At 60.7% G+C, this 18889-nt stretch carries 18 protein-coding genes; 14 read left to right on the forward strand and 4 right to left on the reverse strand.

Annotation, left to right across the window (positions count from 1 at the left end; all coding sequences use genetic code 11):
* Window positions 1-54: 54 nt before the first annotated feature.
* Window positions 55-444, reverse strand: a complete 390-nt coding sequence (locus AC2LD7_RS08185; RefSeq protein ID WP_484597268.1) for an ester cyclase — start codon at window positions 442-444, stop codon at window positions 55-57.
* A gap of 381 nt (window positions 445-825) precedes the next feature.
* Between AC2LD7_RS08185 and AC2LD7_RS08190 the strand changes: the two genes are divergently transcribed.
* The 9 genes from AC2LD7_RS08190 to zigA all read left to right on the forward strand — a co-directional run bounded on the left by AC2LD7_RS08190 (window position 826) and on the right by zigA (window position 11567).
* Window positions 826-1275, forward strand: a complete 450-nt coding sequence (locus AC2LD7_RS08190; protein WP_484597269.1) for a DUF2231 domain-containing protein — start codon at window positions 826-828, stop codon at window positions 1273-1275.
* Window positions 1272-2567 (forward strand): PQQ-dependent sugar dehydrogenase, encoded by a 1296-nt coding sequence (locus AC2LD7_RS08195; protein WP_484597270.1) that lies wholly within the window; start codon window positions 1272-1274, stop codon window positions 2565-2567. Before AC2LD7_RS08190 ends, AC2LD7_RS08195 begins: the two co-directional genes overlap by 4 nt.
* Window positions 2568-2745: 178 nt before the next feature.
* Complete coding sequence (locus AC2LD7_RS08200) at window positions 2746-3903, forward strand: PQQ-dependent sugar dehydrogenase (protein ID WP_484597271.1); 1158 nt, start codon at window positions 2746-2748, stop codon at window positions 3901-3903.
* A gap of 228 nt (window positions 3904-4131) precedes the next feature.
* Complete coding sequence (locus AC2LD7_RS08205; RefSeq protein ID WP_484597272.1) at window positions 4132-4563, forward strand: GFA family protein; 432 nt, start codon at window positions 4132-4134, stop codon at window positions 4561-4563.
* A 439-nt stretch (window positions 4564-5002) separates the two neighbouring features.
* On the forward strand, window positions 5003-7246 hold the full coding sequence (locus AC2LD7_RS08210; protein WP_484597273.1) for an esterase-like activity of phytase family protein: 2244 nt from the start codon (window positions 5003-5005) through the stop codon (window positions 7244-7246).
* A gap of 182 nt (window positions 7247-7428) precedes the next feature.
* Window positions 7429-8418, forward strand: a complete 990-nt coding sequence (locus tag AC2LD7_RS08215) for a GlxA family transcriptional regulator (RefSeq protein ID WP_484597274.1) — start codon at window positions 7429-7431, stop codon at window positions 8416-8418.
* Between the two features lie 98 nt (window positions 8419-8516).
* Window positions 8517-9713: an MFS transporter gene (locus tag AC2LD7_RS08220; protein WP_484597275.1), complete on the forward strand. Its 1197-nt coding sequence runs from the start codon at window positions 8517-8519 to the stop codon at window positions 9711-9713.
* Between the two features lie 237 nt (window positions 9714-9950).
* Window positions 9951-10355, forward strand: coding sequence for an RNA polymerase-binding protein DksA (gene dksA, locus AC2LD7_RS08225; RefSeq protein ID WP_484597276.1), 405 nt, complete (start codon window positions 9951-9953; stop codon window positions 10353-10355).
* 9 nt (window positions 10356-10364) lie between these two features.
* Window positions 10365-11567 (forward strand): zinc metallochaperone GTPase ZigA, encoded by a 1203-nt coding sequence (gene zigA / locus AC2LD7_RS08230; RefSeq protein WP_484597277.1) that lies wholly within the window; start codon window positions 10365-10367, stop codon window positions 11565-11567.
* Between the two features lie 125 nt (window positions 11568-11692).
* On the opposite strand, the gene AC2LD7_RS08235 is transcribed toward zigA, so the two are convergent.
* On the reverse strand, window positions 11693-12022 hold the full coding sequence (locus AC2LD7_RS08235) for a four-helix bundle copper-binding protein (protein WP_484597278.1): 330 nt from the start codon (window positions 12020-12022) through the stop codon (window positions 11693-11695).
* A 177-nt stretch (window positions 12023-12199) separates the two neighbouring features.
* Here AC2LD7_RS08235 and AC2LD7_RS08240 point away from each other — a divergent pair, with 177 nt between their 5' ends.
* From AC2LD7_RS08240 to AC2LD7_RS08250, 3 genes are all read left to right on the forward strand, one after another.
* Window positions 12200-12790: an IMPACT family protein gene (locus AC2LD7_RS08240; RefSeq protein WP_484597279.1), complete on the forward strand. Its 591-nt coding sequence runs from the start codon at window positions 12200-12202 to the stop codon at window positions 12788-12790.
* Between the two features lie 145 nt (window positions 12791-12935).
* Window positions 12936-13211 carry a hypothetical protein gene (locus AC2LD7_RS08245; RefSeq protein WP_484597280.1) on the forward strand — a complete coding sequence of 92 codons (276 nt, stop codon included), beginning with the start codon at window positions 12936-12938 and terminating at the stop codon, window positions 13209-13211.
* Window positions 13212-13735: 524 nt separating this feature from the next.
* Entirely contained in the window at window positions 13736-14686 is a 951-nt protein-coding gene (locus AC2LD7_RS08250; RefSeq protein ID WP_484597281.1) for an adenosine deaminase, read from the forward strand.
* Between the two features lie 29 nt (window positions 14687-14715).
* Here the strand turns inward: AC2LD7_RS08250 and AC2LD7_RS08255 are convergent, their stop codons facing one another.
* Window positions 14716-15633, reverse strand: coding sequence for a LysR substrate-binding domain-containing protein (locus tag AC2LD7_RS08255; RefSeq protein ID WP_484597282.1), 918 nt, complete (start codon window positions 15631-15633; stop codon window positions 14716-14718).
* A 108-nt stretch (window positions 15634-15741) separates the two neighbouring features.
* On the opposite strand from AC2LD7_RS08255, the gene AC2LD7_RS08260 reads away from it, so the two are divergent.
* The gene (locus AC2LD7_RS08260; protein WP_484597283.1) at window positions 15742-16755 is read left to right on the forward strand and encodes a zinc-binding alcohol dehydrogenase family protein; all 1014 of its coding nucleotides are present in this window, start codon (window positions 15742-15744) and stop codon (window positions 16753-16755) included.
* Between the two features lie 21 nt (window positions 16756-16776).
* On the opposite strand, the gene AC2LD7_RS08265 is transcribed toward AC2LD7_RS08260, so the two are convergent.
* The gene (locus AC2LD7_RS08265) at window positions 16777-17982 is read right to left on the reverse strand and encodes a Bcr/CflA family multidrug efflux MFS transporter (protein WP_484597284.1); all 1206 of its coding nucleotides are present in this window, start codon (window positions 17980-17982) and stop codon (window positions 16777-16779) included.
* Window positions 17983-18183: 201 nt separating this feature from the next.
* On the opposite strand from AC2LD7_RS08265, the gene AC2LD7_RS08270 reads away from it, so the two are divergent.
* Entirely contained in the window at window positions 18184-18831 is a 648-nt protein-coding gene (locus tag AC2LD7_RS08270) for a TetR family transcriptional regulator (protein ID WP_484597285.1), read from the forward strand.
* Window positions 18832-18889 lie beyond the last annotated feature (58 nt).

Consider the following 18889-nt stretch of genomic DNA (forward strand, 5'->3'; position numbering starts at 1 on the left):
GTGGAATCCGGGTATTTTGCCAAAATCTGGAAGTCTTCTTCAGAGTTTCCCTAACTAACCAAGTTGCGCCTCAATCGTCACCTTGTCGATAACCGACCACACACTCCAAATCCGCCCCTCCCGAAACTCATAAAATACGTTCTCACCAAATTCAACGCGCCTGCCGTTTACCGGCAGGCCGAAGAGCGCCCCAATGGGTGTGCAGTCAAACTGCAGCCGGCAGGCTACGTTTGGCGGGTCGACGATCAGTTGTTGAATATTAAAGCTCAGATCCGGGATCGCCTTGAAGTCATCTTCCAACATGGCGCGATAACCGGAAAGGCCTATGAGCCGGCCGTTGTAGTGGGCATCGCTGTGAACGAAGGCCCCGAGGTTCGGCCAGTCCTGCTGGTTCAGGCAGGCGATGTAGCGGCGATAGTGCTCTACGAGATCGGATTTCTTCATGAGTTGGGCAAAAGGGTCGGGGAAAAGTATTTGTCCGGCGCCTTGTATCGGCTGGGTAGTTCACCTGTGCTGAATGTAACTAGCCCATCGAAACCCGTTCGATTGCATAGCGACACGCGGCTCCTACAGTTGTTTAGTCGATACGCAGCCTATCGTCGAGTTACTCGCGGCAGGAACGAACGTGCAACTGATATCAGTTGCACGATTCACAGTCGAAAAGTGGCGCGAGGCAGTCATTCCGATGGCACTAGGCACGCCGATCAGAGTGAACTAATTCCCCAGCGGTACGATCCCCTCTTATGCACATTCAGAGCGAACCCGGCGGGCTAGCGCATCCGCAACGGCATCAGGCCAGGGTCGCCCAGCGATGAGGAGGCCTTCGTGACCGTTATCACCCACAACACTCACCACACGACACACAGCATCTCCCGCCACATACCGAACCCGCTGCACGCGACGCTACTTGCCGGCACCGTTCCCCTCTTTCTCGGCGCCATGCTCAGTGATATCGCCTACTACCGCACCTACGAGATCCAGTGGACCAATTTCTCCTCCTGGCTGATTGCCGGGGGCCTGGTTTTCTGCGGGCTGGCGATACTGTTTGCGTTGGTCAATCTGATCCGAGCGACGCAGAAAAAAGGGCGACCGCTGGTTTACCTTCTGCTCCTGCTGGCCACTTGGGTGCTGGGCTTCATCAACGCACTCGAGCACGCCAAGGACGCCTGGGCAGCGATGCCCTCAGGCCTGGTTCTATCGGTAATAGTCACCGTACTGGCCTGCGTGGCGACCTGGATCGGTCTCACCAATCTGCGTGCAGGAGGTGAAGCATGAAGCACACGAGCCCACTAACCATCCTGACCGTGGCGTTGTTTTTGAGTGCATGTGGTGGCGAGGATCAGAATATCGCTCAATCGCTCGGCGCCGACCCCAAGCTCCCCGAGCCCCAGCGAGGTCTGCTGCCCAGCATGACGATCGCTGAGCCGGCCAACTGGGGCGACGAGAAGCCGACGGTGCCGCAGGGTTACGCCGTCACGGCCATCGCTACCGATCTGAAGATCCCGCGCCAGACCCTCGTCCTGCCCAATGGCGACATCCTTGTGGCAGAAGGCCGGGGGGGCAATGCACCGAAGCTGAAGCCAAAGGATGTGATCGCCGGTTACATCAAGGCGCAGGGCAACACCTCCGTTAAAAGTGGCAATCGCCTGACGTTGCTGCGAGATGCCGATGGCGATGGCACCTATGAACTCCAGACCGTATTTGCCGATAACCTCAACGCGCCGTACGGGCTGGCCCTGTTCGAGGGCAACCTGTACGTAGCCAATCAGGATGCACTGGTACGCTTCGATTATCAGGAGGGTCAGACCGAAGCCAGCGGTACGCCGACCAAGGTCACCGATCTCCCATCGGAGATTAACCATCATTGGACCAAATCGCTGGCCGTTAGCCCCGACGGACGCTTTCTGTATGTCGGCATCGGTTCCAACAGCAACATCACCGAGCGCGGACTGGAGGCGGAAGTCGACCGCGCCATGATCTGGCAGATCGACGCCGAAACCGGTGCCCACAAGCCTTATGCAACCGGTGTACGCAATCCAACGGCGTTGGCGATACAGCCAGGGTCCGGCCAATTATGGGCGGTGGCGAACGAACGGGACGAGCTGGGCCCGAATCTGGTTCCGGATTACTTGACCTCAATACGAGAAGGCGGTTTCTACGGCTGGCCGTATAGCTACTGGGGTCAGAATGTCGATGATCGTGTGCGACCGCAGAATCCTGACTTGGTCGCCTCTGCGATCAAGCCGGACTACGCGTTAGGCCCCCACGTCGCCGCGCTAGGCCTGGACTTCTCTTCGCCGGTCATGGGTGAGAAGTTCGCAGAAGGCGTGTTCGTCGGCGAGCACGGCAGCTGGAACCGCGAGGCCCCGTCCGGCTACAAGGTCGTCTTCGTGCCATTCAGCAACGGTCGCCCATCCGGCGAGCCGATGGACTTCGTGACGGGCTTTCAAACCTCCGACGCGAAGACTCGTGGGAGGCCGGTGGGTGTGACCGTCGACCCGAGCGGTGCGCTGATCGTCGCCGACGATCTGGCAAACACCGTATGGCGGGTGACCCGCACGCAGTGATCCGTTTAATCGGACACTAAGCGAAGCCGACAACCCCACGGTTGTCGGCTACTGCTGGGATCGAACGACCGCCGCCCGGCAATTTACCGCTGGAGCTTTGCGAAGCATCACTGGGCGCCCTGCCCTGACGCGCCAAGTAACAAATCCGAATTCAATATCGATCACCTTGCGCAGTAACGTGGCGCTGACTTTCGAGGAGAGGATGGTTATGACGCGTGTTTCCAAGCAGATCGCCAGCACGATCGCCTTAGGTTTCGCCTCAATCGCTGCAACTGCAGCACCGGAGGTGCTTGAGGAGGGCCAATGGCCCTTCAGCGCAACGCCACGCGCCACCTTCTCCGAGCCCTGGGCGATGACCTTCCTCTCGGACGGCACGGCGCTCGTCACGGAAAAACGCGGCGTGCTCAAGCACGTCGATGTAAAAACGGGTAAGACCCATGAGATAGACGGCGTACCCGACGTGGCCTACGGCGGCCAGGGCGGGCTCGGCGACGTCATCCTTCATCCGGACTATGCGCAGAATCGCGTCGTTTACATCAGCTACGCCGAAAAAGGTGACGGCGGTAATCGTGGCGCGGCCGTCGCACGCGCAACACTCGAGCTGGGCGCTGATGGCGGCTCGCTTTCCGATCTGAAGGTGATCTGGCGGCAGACGCCCAAGGTTTCCGGCGGCGGGCATTACGGGCATCGCCTCGCATTCGGCCCGGACGGCAAGCTCTGGATTTCGTCTGGCGAGCGGCAGAAGTTCACCCCGGCACAGGACATTAAAAGCAACCTCGGCAAGATCATCCGCCTGAACGAGGATGGGAGCGTACCGTCCGACAATCCGTTCGCTGATCAAGGCGGCGTGACGGCGCAAATTTGGTCACTGGGGCATCGCAATCCACTCGGGATCGCGTTCGACGCCCAAGGTCGCCTGTGGGAACACGAAATGGGGCCGGAAGGGGGCGACGAGTTCAATCTGATTCAGAAGGGTGGCAACTACGGTTATCCGGAGGTCTCCAACGGAGATCACTACGGTGGAAAGCCCATTCCAGATCACGACACGCGCCCCGAATTCACCGCACCCAAGATCTTCTGGACGCCGGTGATCTCCCCTGCTGACCTCATCATCTACGACGGTGAGCGGTTCGCCGACTGGGGAGGCGACGCACTCATCGGCGGCCTTTCGGCCAGGGGCCTACTGCGCATCACCTTGAATGGTGAAGAAGCCACTGAAGCGGCACGCTACGACATGGGTGCGCGCATCCGCGAAGTCGAACAAGGCCCTGATGGCAGCATTTGGTTGCTGGAAGATGGGGGCGACGGTCGTCTGTTGGAACTTCAACCGAAGTAGTACCCAGCGAAAGGTGTCCGCGACACGGGAAATGTTTATTAGCGTGTGGACAGCGCGCTAAATATCCGCTCCCTTTAGGCCCCAACCTCCACTCGACAGGCTCGATCAGCTCCTGTACATATCGCCGAGCCCCACGCGGACCGAGCCGCTGGCAAAGACCCACACAGCGGGAAACTCTCGGCACGTGCCATGACTGACCTGCTTGCAGATCGAAAGCGAACAGGCTGATTGAACAATCGTTATCACAAGGAAGGCGAATCAATGAATCAATCAGGCAGTTGCCTCTGCGGCGGTATCCGATACGAGATACAGGGTCCCCTCACGGACGTTCTGAACTGTCACTGTTCAATGTGCCGAAAGCTGCATGCTTCTGCTTTCAGAACCCGCGCCAAGGTGCGCTCGGCGGACTGGAAGACCGTCACTGGTCAAGAACTGATCAAGTTCTATGAGTCATCCCCAGGCGAGCACAAAGGGTTCTGCTCGAACTGCGGTTCTAGCCTGTACACGAAGTTCGACGCCCACCCCGAGGTGTACGGTTTCCCACTGGGAACACTCGATACCGATCCAGGGGTAAAAGCGCAGCGCCACGTGTTTGTCGATAGCAAAGCGCCGTGGTTTCAGATTACGGACGATTTGCCTCAGCATGCTGAGTACGACTGAGGCAGGCTGAGCGATGAGACAGGCTGTTACCCGTATCCTCTGGATTTGGCTCGCCAGTTGCCTTCTACATGGCTTGATGTTGGCGCTCGCGATTTTCACCCCAGCGTTTCAAGGGACGCCATTCGAGGCCTTCGGAGTTACTGCGGTGGCGCTTCCGTATCTCCTGCATCAAGTCGGTTTGCCTGTTTTGCAGAATGGTGGTTTGAGCGGTTGGGGAATGTCATCCCCCAATTTTTTGGGTTGGCTTCTTTCGGCCATGGCCTGGTTTGTAATCTATTGGCTTGTCGCCACGGCCCTTGAGCGACTCGCCCGGTACTGAGCGGATGTGCGGCACGGTTCACCTCATCTAAGTTCGTCCCTCCATTTGCGTAACGCCCTCGTAACAATCCCCGCCTAGCGTGTTTTGGCTAACTCCCAATTACCGAACGCCGAGGCCCGCATGAGAACTCCGACCCGCCTGACCCGCACCGCGCTTTCCACGGCGCTGACACTGACCCTGCTGCCGTTGGCCTCGCAGGCCGCGTCTTCGCGTGCCGCGGCCTCACATGGGGTCGACTATTTCGAGCGGGTCGCGACCTTTCCGGTGTACCGCAATCTCGGTTCGGACGAGGACGTCACGCGCCAGACGGTCGCCGAAATCACCGCGGTGAGCCGCGATGGCCGGACGCTGATTTACACCGACAGTCCCGGCGGGCGGATCGGCTTGGTGGACATTCGCGATCCGAAATCACCGAAGCCCGCAGGCTTCGTGCAGCTCGAAGGCGAACCGACGTCTGTGGCCGTGCACCAGCACTATGCACTGGTAGCGGTGAACACCTCGCTCGGCTTTGCCCAGCCCGACGGCGTGCTGGCGGTGTTCGACATTCGCAACCCCGCGCAGCCCAAACGCGTCGCCACGCTGCCCATGGGTGGCCAGCCGGACTCCATCGCCATCAGCCCGAGGGGCCGTTACGCCGCGGTAGCCATCGAAAACGAGCGTGACGAGGAGCTGAACGACGGACTGATCCCGCAGTTGCCAGCCGGCTTTCTGCGCATCGTCGACCTCAAGGGTCAACCGTCGCGCTGGAGCACACGGGACGTCAATTTGACCGGCCTGGCCGACGTGGCACCGAGTGATCCCGAGCCCGAGTACGTCAGCATCACTGATCAAGACGTCGCTGCCGTCACCCTGCAGGAGAACAACCACATCGTGCTCGTCGACCTGCGCCGTGGCCGCGTGCTGCGCCACTTCAGCGCCGGTCAGGTCGATCTGGACGGCGTCGACGTAGAGGAAAACGACCGCATCGAACCGGTCGGCGTGCTCAAAGGCAAACGCCGCGAGCCGGACTCGATTGCCTGGGTCGGCCCGCTGCTGGCGACCGCCAATGAGGGCGATTACGAGGACGCCAATGGCGAAGAAGGCGGCAGCCGAAGCTTCACCCTGTTCGATTACAACGGTCAGCTCTGGTACGAATCCGGCGCGTCGCTGGAGCAGGCATTCATCCGCGCGGGCCACTATCCGGAAAGCCGTTCGGAAAACAAAGGCATCGAGCCGGAAGGCATCGCCTCCGCCAGTTTCCGCAAGCAGGATTTTCTCTTCGTCGGCAGCGAGCGTGGCAATGCGGTGGCCGTCTATGACGTCGCCCGCCCATGGGCGCCGGTAGTGCACCAGCTGTTACCGGCCGGCATGGGTCCGGAAGGGATTCTGCCGATTCCCTCGCGCAACCTGTTGGTGGTCAGTAGCGAAGAAGATTCGGCCGAAGACGGCTATCGCTCGACCATCTCGATCTATCAGTTCGGCGCCAAGTCTGCGTCGTACCCAGAGATCCGCTCGACCGAAAGCAAGCTGATCCCTTGGGGCGCGCTCAGCGGCCTGGTCGCGGACCGTGCGCAGGAAAACCGCCTGTACGCGGTGCCGGACAGCTATTACCAGGCCTCGCGCATCTTCAATGTCGATACGAGCAAGACGCCGGCCGTCATCGACGGGCAAATCGAGCTACGCAAAGCAGGCGCGACCGTCGACTACGATCTGGAAGGTATCGCCCAGGCCGCCAATGGCGAATTCTGGCTGGCGTCGGAAGGCAACGGCAAGGCCAAGCCAAACCTGTTGATCCACACCAACGCGCAAGGCGAAGTGCTTGAAGAACACGCTCTGCCCGCAGACGCGGCGGCGCAGCAGACCAGCAATGGTTTCGAGGGCGTTGCGGTGGTCGGCGAAGGCGCCAGCACCCGCGTGTACGTAGCCTTTCAGCGGGAGTGGCAGAACGACCCGGCCGGCAAGGTGCGCATCGGCGTGTTCAATCCGAACAGCGGTGAGTGGGGCTTCTATCACTACCCGCTCGATCCGGCTGTCGAAGGCGGTTGGGTTGGATTGTCTGAGCTCACGTCGATCGGCAACGGCCAGTTCCTCGTTATCGAACGCGACAACCAGCAGGGTCCTGCAGCTGAGGTCAAACGGCTCTACCGCATCGACCTGAGCGGCATGCAGCCGGCTGCCGAGGGTCAGAGTTTCCCGCTTGTCACCAAGCACCTGGAACGCGACCTGCTGCCTGATCTGAAGAGCACCGGCGGCTGGGTGCTGGACAAGGTCGAAGGTGCCGCGGTCGACAAGCAGGGCCGTCTGTTCGTCGTTACCGATAACGACGGTGTGGAGGATGCCAACGGCGAAACGCGCTTCATGCGTCTCGGGACCATCAAGCGATAAGCGCAACCGGGCCGCGGAGCGGCGGCGCGCGCTGCGTTGTCCTCCCACCGACTAATAAGCGAAGCGCCCAAGACGTTGGGCGCCAACCCGAGCGCAAAATGGCAAGATCCGTGGGAAGCTTGTCATTGTGACAATGGCACAGCCGCCACACACTGCACCCCACTTTCCTGTAGAGGTGCACCATGGACGCTACTCGCACCATCGCCTGTCTGGTTTACCCGGATGTCATGAGCCTTGACGTCACCGGTCCGATGCAAGTCTTCGCGTCGGCCAATGTCGAGCGCCGACGGCAAGGTCTGCCGTCCTATTACGAACTCCTGCTGATTGGCGAAAAGCCCGGTCCCTTCGCAACCTCGGCGGGGCTGCAGCTGGTTGCAGACGCCGAGTGGGCCAGTATCGATCCGGTCGCGCTGGATACGTTGTTGATTCCGGGAGGCAATGGTGTGGAGCTGCAGATGCACAACCGGCCTTTGCTCGACTGGCTGCGACGCGCCGAACCCAGTGTGCGTCGCCTGGGATCGGTGTGTTCCGGCGCCTTGATTCTGGCCGAAGCCGGGCTGTTCGACGGTCGCAAGGCCACCACCCACTGGGCCGATCTCCAGGCCCTTGGCGAATACCCGACCGTGGATGTGCAAGGCGACCGGCTGCACACTTACGATCCGGCGGATCCAGAAACGGCTCACCTATTCAGTTCCGCTGGCGTCACCGCCGGCATCGACCTCGCGCTAGCGCTGGTCGAGGCCGATCTCGGGCGCGCACTGGCCCTCTCGGTCGCCCAGCGGCTGGTGATGTTCCTCCGCCGACCGGGCGGCCAGACGCAGTTCAGCCCCATGCTGGCCGCACCGACCGGCGGCGTGGCCCGTCTCGCCGCGCTGCTCGAATGGATACCCGGCAACCTGGGCGATGACCTGTCCATCGAAGCCTTGGCCGACCAGGCGCACATGACGCCGCGCACCCTGTGCCGCCTGTTCAACCAGGAAGTGGGCATGGGACCGGGGCAATACATCGAGCGAGTGCGGCTGGAGGCCGCCCGCAGCCTGCTGTTGAGCGCCGAGGCGTCGATCGCGACGGTGGCGCGCCTGACCGGTTTCGGCCATCCGGAAAATCTCAGACGCAGCTTCCAAAAACATCTTTCGGTGAGCCCTCGGGACTTTTTCCAGCGCTTCGGCTGATCGGAATCCCAGCCGGACATCAACTCCTCAACCACAACAGGCCCGGCGTCAAGCCAGGCGCGGCTGTGCCTGCTTTCTCATGACACGGGATTGACCTTATGCATCTTCTATTCAGCAACGCCCAAATTTTCCGACTGTTCGTCGCCCAAGCGCTGTTCTGGTCTTGCGCGATGACCGGCATCATCCTCACCTCGATCGTCGGCCTTCGCCTGGCACCGTCAGCGGGCCTCGCGACCCTACCACTCGCCCTGCTGATGCTCGGCGGCCTGCTCGCCTTGCAGCCCATTGCTTGGCTCATGCAGCGGCGTGGTCGTAAGGTCGGCTTTCTATTCGGAGCCCTGGCCGGCGTGGCGGGCGGTCTTATTAGTGCGCTATCGCTCTGGCTCGACAGCTTTACCTTGCTCTGCCTCGGCGCGCTGCCAATCGGCGCCTATCAGGCGTCGGCTATGTACTACCGTTTTGCCGCGCTGGAAGCGGTGGGCGAGTCCTTCAAAGGCCGGGCCGCGGCATGCGTGATCGGCGGTGGCGTGGTCGCCGCGCTGGTGGCGCCTTCACTCGGCACAACCGCCCGTGGCTTGGTAACCACACCCTTTGCCGGTGCCTACCTGCTGATTGCGGTTCTGGCCGCAGCGGGGCTCGTAGTCCTTGCTGGGCTGAAGCCAGGCAGCGGTACATCCGCCTCGCAAGTCGCCTCTTCGTCAGTGGCCCCTTCGTCTGTGTCGTGGCGTGAGCTTCTCGCGCGGCCCACCGTGAGGGCCGCCGTGTTGACCACCGCAGCCGGACACGGCCTGATGGTGCTAGTGATGAACGCGACGCCATTGGCGATGCATGGCGAAGGCCTGAATCTGCAGGCCAGCGGCCAGGTGATCCAGTGGCATATGCTCGGGATGTTCCTGCCGGCGTTCGTTGCCGGGCCGCTGGTGGACAGGCTGGGCAGCCGACTGGTCGCCTGTCTTGGCGGCGCCTTGCTCATATCCAGTGCCATGATTGCCCTGCTCGGTGTTAGCCACTGGCACTTCATGGTCAGCAGCGGCCTGCTCGGTATCGGCTGGAACCTCATGCTCGTGGCAGGCACCACCCAACTGGGCCACGGCCATGCACCGGAAGAACGAGCGCGTGCACAAGGCCTCATGGAGCTCAGCAATGGCAGCGTCGCCGCGGTGATGTCCTTCGCCTCAGGCGCGCTCATCGCTCAGGCGGGTTGGGCCGCCGTCAACATTGGGCTCTTGCCGATCGTGACTCTGGTTGTGCTGGTGCAAATTGCGGAAGCCTACCGTGATCGCCAGCCAGCCTGAGGCGTGAATTTCCAGGCGTTTCGACCCGGAACGATAGCGATGCGCTGATCCACTTCGACCGCGCCTACACGCCTGCAAGGCCGCCTGATTCTTCTCGCGTCCCCCTGCGCCTTTTCAGGCGCAGGTCTCTCCTTCCAATCCTCCCCCAGCTATCGACCCTCCGATGGGTTGCTTTGCATGGCTCGATAAATGTTATGTTATAACTACAAACTAGCAACCACTACCCGCGCACGTCCCATGACCGAAGCAGAACTTCTCGCCCAACCCGCCGACGCCTACATGAACGAAGCCCAGCAAGCCTTCTTCCGTGACCTGCTGCTGCGCCAACGCGCGGAATTACAGGCGCGCATCGCCGAGGAATTCCTCGTTCTGCGTGAGCAGGAGCCCAGCAGTGATCCGGCCGATTTGGGCAGCGCTGAGGAACAGCGCCAGTGGCAGCTGCGCTTGCTGGAGCGCGAGAAAAAGCTGCTCGACAAGATCGACGATTCACGCGCCGACCTCGCGCGCGGTGAGTACGGCTGGTGCGCTGAAACCGGCGAGCCCATCGGCCTGAAACGCCTTCTGCTACGCCCCACCACGACGCTGTGCATCGAAGCGAAAGAACGCCAGGAAGCACGTGAAAAACATCAACGAACCGCCTGAAGGATCGCCATGAACCGCCTCCCTGTAACCGTGCTGTCCGGCTTCCTAGGTGCCGGCAAGAGCACCCTGCTCAACCACATTCTGAAGAACCGCGAAGGCCGCCGCGTGGCGGTCATCGTCAACGACATGAGTGAAATCAACATCGATGGCGCCGAGGTCCAGCGCGACGTCAGCCTCAACCGCGGCGAAGAAAAACTGGTGGAAATGAGCAATGGCTGCATTTGCTGCACCCTGCGCGAAGACCTGCTCGAGGAAGTCGGGAAGCTGGCCCGCGAAGGACGTTTCGACTATTTGCTGATCGAATCCACCGGTATATCCGAGCCCATGCCAGTGGCCGAAACCTTCACCTTCCGCGACGAACAGGGCGATAGCCTGGCGGACCTGGCGCGGCTGGACACCATGGTCACGGTGGTCGACGGGGTGAACTTTCTCCGCGACTTCCATGAAGCGGAAAACCTGGCGAGCCGCGGCGAAACCCTCGGTGATGATGACCAGCGCTCGATCACCGACTTGTTGATCGAGCAGGTCGAATTCGCCGACGTCATCCTAATCAGCAAGGTCGATCTGATCTCTAGTACCGAACGCGAAGAGCTCACCGCGATCCTTGGCCGCCTGAACACCCATGCCGAAATTCTGCCGATGAGCATGGGCAGCATGTCGCTGGCGAAGATCCTCGACACACGCCGCTTCGACTTCGAGCGCGCTGCCGAGGCACCAGGCTGGCTCAAGGAGATGCGCGGAGAGCACGCGCCAGAAACCGAGGAATATGGCATCGCGTCCACCGCGTATCTGGCGCGACGGCCGTTTCATCCACAACGCTTTCACGACTTTCTCAACCGCGAGTGGAGTAATGGCCGGCTTCTGCGCTCGAAGGGCTATTTCTGGCTGGCGAGTCGGCCACAAGAGGCGGGCAGTTGGTCGCAGGCCGGCGGGCTGATGCGCTACGACTATGCCGGCCGCTGGTGGCGCTTCACCCCCGAAGCACAATGGCCGGAAGACGATGAAAGCCGCACGACGATACGCAGCAAGTGGCATGAGGAATGTGGCGATTGCCGCCAGGAATTGGTGTTCATCGGCCAACACATCGACTTCGATCAGCTGCGCGCCGAGCTTGATGATTGCCTGCTCAGCGATACCGAATGGCAGCTCGGCCCGGAACACTGGCTGCGCCTGCCGGATCCGTTCGGCGCCTGGCATCAGGCGATCGCCTGAGTTCGCCGGACACACACCGTGACGCCCCGGCAGCTTCGGCGAAGCTGCCAGCGATTCTAGCTGTCCGGCGATCTGTCAAAAAGGTCATGCAACCGCTGAAGCATGACCTTTCGGTCCGAGTGACATCAGGCAGCCATGCGCTCGCATTCTTCGGCGCACTGGCGGCAGGCTTCGGCACAAGCCTGACAATGGTCCATCTGATGTTTGCCGCATTCTTCGCCGCACTGGCGGCAAACTTGTGCGCAGAGCTTACAAAAAGCTTGGGCATAGGCGCTGTCACGGGTCATCAACACCGCGGCCATTGCGCACATATCGGCACAATCGCGGTCCAGCTCGATGCAGCGAGCCATCATCTTCACGTCCTCCTCGCGCAGGCAGGACGCAGCGCAGGTTTCGCAGACCAGCGCACAATTGGAACAAGCCTGGATGCACGCCTGATACTTGGAATTGAGCATCGCTGTTTCTCCTCGGTGATTGCGGTTGGGTATGGATCACCCCCGGCGTCTGTCTTTCGTTGGGGGATGCCGGGCGACTTAAAGTTCAGCCTGATCCACCGAGCGGCATCCCGGCACATCGGCGGAACGCACAGGGCGCCGCTACAATGCTCGCTCATTCCAAGCCCACGCCGCCCTATGACGTTCACCCTCGCCGCGCCTTGCGATTTTCAGGAAACCATCCGTAAAAGCCGCTTTCTGGCCAAGGCCGCCCCCGTATCCAGCCCTGAGGAAGCCCAGGCGTTCGTTCAGGCCGTCAGCGATCCCACCGCGTCGCACAATTGCTGGGCCTGGAAGATAGGCAATCAATATCGCTTCAGCGATGACGGCGAACCCGGCGGAACGGCAGGGCGGCCGATGCTCACCGCCATCGAAGGTCAAGATTGCGACCGGGTCGTGGTTGTGGTGATTCGCTGGTTCGGTGGCATTCAGCTCGGCACCGGCGGGCTGGCCCGCGCCTACGGCGGCTCGGCGGCGAAATGTTTGCAGGCCGGCAAGCGCGCCGAGCTGGTATCGCGGGTTCGCTGCAGCTTTCATTGCCGCTTCGCCGAATTGGCGCTGCTCAAGGCACGCTTGAGCGAATACGACGCTCTGATCGAAAGCGAGGCGTTCGATGCGGAGGGCGCCGAACTCCAGTTGGCGCTGCCTGCAGCGGAGCAACCAAGGCTGCAGCAATTGCTTGCCGACATCAGCCGTGGACGAACCACGTTGCGTTCGCTGGACACCTGAACACCTCACTCCGTTGAACTGCGTGCAACCGGAGAAGTCCCTACTACAACGGCACTTACCGTTGGGCCGGTGTTTTACAGCGCGCTGATCGGCAAACGAGTGAAAGTGCCGAACGCACCTTCCGTTGCGAAAGAGGAGTCAACCAATGAAAAGCAATTACAAGTGGCTCATCCCAGGAGCCGTATTGCTCGCTTCCATAGGCCTGGCCGGTTGCGATGTCGAAAAAACCGAGGAAGGCTCGCTGCCCGACGTGGAAGTCGAAGGCGGCAATCTGCCCGAGTACGATGTAGATGCCCCGGACGTGGACGTTGGCACCAAAGAAAAGACTATTACCGTGCCTGACGTGGACGTGAACATGCCCGAGGACGATGAGCCAGATATGGGCGAGCCGGTCGAGCCTGCACCTACACCACAGAATTGACCGCTAGCTGATACGTGTGCCTTCATGGCGCGCGTTTTAAGAGCCATGCCCGACTTCGGTCGGGCATGGCTTTTTTCGTTAGCAGGTTACCCACTGATGAGGTGCATCAATCTGTGGATAACCTTGGGAACAATTGACCGACCCCAGCAGTGACGTGGACTTGAGAGGCCAGATCAAATTTTAGCCTAAACAATTTGACCCCTTCTTGCATGTAAAAAATCATTGATTTTCAAGGTTTTTTAGACAAATCAAACACGCCGTACGCTAAGCATTCAAAGCTATCAAGTTGTATTCGCTTATACCCAGATCACGTGGAAAACATTGTGGATAACCACTGGAGAAAGCGCGCTGAAGCGCGCCGGCTCTCTTGTGGGCCGCTGTGGTCGTTTTTTGCACAAACGTCGAATGCTGCCCGCGGCTTGTTCACCTTGCATTCCAAACAGAACGCAGCGGTTAAGTTGACCCTGGGGTCAAGGAGCCAACAATGGTTAGAATGCGGTTTTATTCCAGACGGGGTTTCTCCTATGTACGACTGGCTCAACGCCTTGCCCAAAGCCGAGCTGCACCTGCACCTCGAAGGTTCACTGGAACCCGAGCTGCTATTCAAACTGGCCGAACGCAACAGGATTGCCCTGCCCTGGGCTGACGTCGAGGCGCTACGCAGTGCCTATGCCTTCGGCAACCTGCAGGAGTTTCTCGACCTCTACTATGCCGGCGCTGACGTGCTGCGCACCGAGCAGGACTTCTACGACCTGACCTGGGCCTATCTGCAAAAGTGCAAAGAGCAGAACGTGGTCCATACCGAGCCCTTCTTCGACCCGCAAACCCATACCGACCGCGGCATTCCGTTCGAAGTGGCGATGCGCGGCATCAACGGCGCGCTGGTCGACGGCCGCAAGCTTCTCGGCGTCAGCAGCGGCCTGATTCTCAGCTTTCTGCGTCACCTATCCGAAGAAGAAGCCTTCAAGACGCTGGAACAGGCAATGCCCTTTCGCGACGCCTTTTTCGCGGTCGGCCTCGACAGTTCGGAACTTGGTCATCCGCCGAGCAAGTTCGAACGGGTTTTCGCTAAAGCCCGTGCCGAAGGTTTCCTCGCCGTTGCTCATGCCGGTGAAGAAGGCCCGCCGGAATACATTTGGGAGGCGTTGGATCTGCTCAAAGTCAGCCGAATCGACCATGGCGTTCGCGCTGCCGAAGACCCAACGTTGATCGCACGGCTGATCGAGGAACAGATCCCATTGACCGTCTGCCCGCTGTCGAACACCAAGCTCTGCGTGTTCGACGACATGAGCCAGCACAACATCCTGCAGTTGCTGGAACAAGGCGTGAAGGTCACGGTGAATTCCGACGACCCGGCCTATTTCGGCGGCTACGTAACCGAGAATTTCATGGCCCTGCACGACGGCCTGGGCATGACCGAAGATCAGGCGCGGCGCCTGGCGCAGAACAGCCTAGACGCGCGCCTGGCCAACTGAGTCGCTCGGAGCCGATGCAGCGGCTCGGCTCAGCGCATGAACGGCGCCTGATCGATCAGCACCCGGCAACGCTCGATCAGGTGTTCGCGCAACAGGCGCAGGGTTTCACTCAGGTGAGCGCGATGCGCGCAGATCAGGTTTAGCGGAGCCGGCTCTCCCAACAGAGACGGCAACACCACCGTTAACCGCCCGGCCTGCACGTCTTGTGCGACATCCAGCCACGACTTGTAAACCAGCCCATGACCCGCCAATGCCCAGCGATGCACCACATCGGCGTCGTCGCTGATGCGATCGCCCGCTACCACCTGCGCCATCTCCCTTCGCCCGTCATGGAAACACCAGCGCTCGTGAACGCGCCCGGCCAGCATGAAGCGCAGACAATTATGTTCGGCCAGTTCATTCAGCTGACGCGGCACACCATGAAGCGCCAGATAGGCTGGCGCGCCGCACAGCACGCGTCGATTCGCCGCTGCCACCGGAAGCGCCACCAGACTGGAATCCTCCGGCGTGCCATAGCGCAAGGCGATATCTACCGGCTGGCGGAAAAGATCAGCATTGCGGTCAGCCAGGAGCAGTCGCAGGCTGATTAGAGGGTGCCGTTGCTGAAACTCATCGAGCCAGGGCAACAACACATTGCGGCCGAGATCCGACGGCGCGGCCAACTGCAGCTGGCCACTGATGGATGCTTTGCCACCTGCCAACAACTGCTGCCCTTCGGCCAGGCTTTGCAAAGCCGCTCGTGCATGCATCAAGTACTGCTCGCCTTCGCCCGTCAGGCGCAAGCTGCGCGTGGAGCGCACCAGCAATCGACAACCCAGCTCCGCCTCAAGCCGCTTGAGAGCGGCGCTGGCCACCGCTGGCGATAGCTCCAATGTGCGGGCCGCCGCGGACAGGCTGCCAAGATCAGCGGTGCGAACGAAAACTTGCAGATCATCGGTGCGTAGCATTTTCAATGTTCCGTTGAAAGAGCGTCGTCGAATATGCGGTTTTTCTTCGCAGCGCGAAAGCCGAAGATGGCATCCCTCGCTCAATCGCGCCATCAACAAAGGAACAACATGAAAGCCATCGCGTATCGCCAATCGCTCCCCATCGATAACCCAGAATCGCTTATGGATATCGAGCTGCCCGAGCCGACGCCGGGACCGCGTGATCTGTTGGTCGAGGTCCGTGCGATTTCGGTGAATCCGGTAGATACCAAGATCCGCATGCGCGTGCAGCCGGAGGACGGCCAACATCAGGTGCTAGGTTGGGATGTCGCCGGCGTGGTGCGCGCCGTGGGCGACGAGGTCAGTCTGTTCAAGCCTGGCGACGAGGTGTTCTATGCCGGCGCACTGGATCGTCCGGGTGCGAACAGCGAGCTGCATCTGGTCGATGAACGCATCGTCGGTCGCAAGCCATCTTCGCTGGATTTCGCGGCGGCGGCGGCTTTACCGCTGACCTCGATCACGGCTTGGGAGCTGCTGTTCGAACGGCTGCAGATCATTGAGGGAACCGAAGATCAAAACCAACGCCTGTTGATCATCGGTGCCGCCGGCGGTGTCGGCTCTATCCTTGTTCAACTAGCCCGTCAGTTGACCGGACTGAAGGTAATCGCCAGCGCCTCGCGCCCCGACACCCAGGCGTGGGTCCGCGAGCGCGGCGCCCATGAGGTGATCGACCACAGCCAGCCGCTCACTGATGAACTGCAGCGCTTGGGCATCGCCGACGTCACTCACGTCGCCAGCTTGACCCACACCGACCTGCATCTGCCGCAGATCGTCGAAGCCCTGCAACCGCAGGGACGCCTGGCGCTGATCGACGACCCGGCGAGCCTCGATATCAGCCTGCTCAAGCGCAAGAGCTTGTCGTTGCACTGGGAGTTCATGTACACGCGCTCGCTGTACCAGACGCCGGACATGATCGCTCAGCACCATTTGCTCAACCGCGTCGCCGAGCTGATCGACAAGGGTGTGCTGAAGACGACCCTGGGAGAGCATTACGGGCAAATCAACGCACAGAACCTGCGCCGCGCCCATGCCTTCATCGAAAGCGGCAAAGCCAAGGGCAAGATAGTGCTCGAAGGCTTCTGAGTCGATCTGCGCAGCGGTGCTTCAGTTCGAAGGCGAGGCACTGCTGTTGTGCCGCTGCGAAACCATCTGCTGCCCGGTGTACCAGGCCAGGCAAGTCGCGAGCAACGCACAGACGGCGATCACCAGTGCCATCGGCACCGCCGTACCGTTGTGCAGTGCGCCGACCGCCGCCGACGCACCCGCCGCGATACCGAACTGCAAACTACCCATCAGCGCCGACGCAAGCCCGGCCTGCTGGCCTTGCTTAGCCATCGCGCAAGCCGTGGCGTTGGGCAAAATGCTGCCGAGACTGGCCATGCCCATGAACAGCGGGATCAGTAGAGGCCAGAGCGCGTCGGGCTTGCTCAGCGCGATCACCAGCAGTACCGCAGCACAGGCCAGGTAGAACCAGACGAAACGCCGCAACCAGAACCCTGGCCCCCGTAACCGCAGCAGGCGAGCATTGATCTGCGTGACAACGATGAAGCCTGCCGCGTTGGTGCCGAACAGCCAGCCGTAGTGCTCGGTCGGGACGCCGTAGAGCTCGATGAATATGAATGGGGACCCTGCGATATAGGCAAACATGCCGGCCATTCCCACCCCGCCGCAGAGTGCGAAAGCGATGAACTCTCGATCACGGAACAACTCGATGTAGCGCCTGAAAGTGCCGCTGAGGTGCAGTTTGGGTGCATCCGTCGGCAATGTTTCCGGCAACCACAAGGCGATCGCGACACCGCATGCGGCACCGAATATCGTCAGCGAGACAAAAATCGCATGCCAGCCGAACGCATTCATCAATAGGCCGCCCGCCAGCGGTGCGAGGATTGGCGCCAGCCCCATGACCAACATCAGCTGGGAAAATACTTTCGCCGCCTGCACGGCATCACAGCTGTCACGCACGACGGCGCGCGTAACCACCATGCCGGCACAGCCGCCAAGCGCCTGAACGAATCGCGCCGCAATCAGCCAATCCAACGTCGGTGCGAAGGAACATGCCAGCGATGCCAGCGTGAACAGCGTGACCCCGATCAACAGTGGCCAACGCCGTCCGTAGCGATCAGCCAGGGGACCGTAGGCCAGTTGACCCAGGGCAAGCCCGATGAAATAAGCCGCCAACGATAGCTGCACATGCTCGACGTCGGTCGCGAAATCTCGCGCCATCGCCGGAAAGGCGGGCAGATAGAAATCGATAGCCAGCGGGCCGAAGGCGCTGAGGGCACCCAATATCAAGAGAAGCGGGAGGCGCATTGAGGGGACTCGCAAGCAGAAAAGTCGATGCGCCAGCGCACGACAGGGTCGCGGCTGAGATCGAACGTTTACAGAGAAGGTCAGATGCTGTTACATACACAGACGATTGTAAACAATCAAAGTTGCAGATATTGAAGAACGAATCCCGCACTACCCGCCCGACAGGGCCCTAACGCAGCCCGACGCTGCCGTAGCTCAGACATGCGAAGAACCAAAGAAGACGCTGAAAAGACTCGTATTGCCCTGCTCGCTTCCGCCGAGCGCTTGTTTCTGGACAAAGGGGTAGCTCATACCAGCCTCGACCAGATCGCCCGCGACGCTGGCGTCACCCGCGGTGCGGTGTATTGGCATTTCCAGAACAAGGCTCACCTGTTTCACGAGATGCTCAACCAGGTCCGTCTGCCACCCGAGCAGCTTGCGGCCCGTATCTACAGTTGTGAGGGCCAAGCGCTGAAAACCCTGCGCGACCTGTGCATCGAAGCCATCGAGTCGCTAGGCCGGGATGAGCAAAAAAAACGAATATTCACCATTCTGCTTCATCGTTGCGAATTTACGGAGGAGTTACGTGAAGCCGAAGAGCGTCATCACGCCTTCATCAATGAGTTCATTGATCTATGCGAAAAGCTGTTGGCCAGCGCCAGCGACCGTTTACAACCAGGCGTTACGCCACGCCTGGCGGCGCTGGCACTGCATGGATTGATTATTGGATTATTCAGTGACTGGACCCGTGACCCGAAGCTGTTCGATCCGGCGCGCGACACCGCGGCACTGATCGACCCTATGTTTCGAGCGCTCATCCGTGATTGGCATAACGTCCAGGAAACACCCGTCATGTCGGCCCCTGTCTAAAGACGCAGCCGGGGCAGCGTGCTGCGATCACCGCGACGGCTATCCAGACGTCGCACCC

This window comes from Stutzerimonas sp. (genome assembly GCF_982611455.1).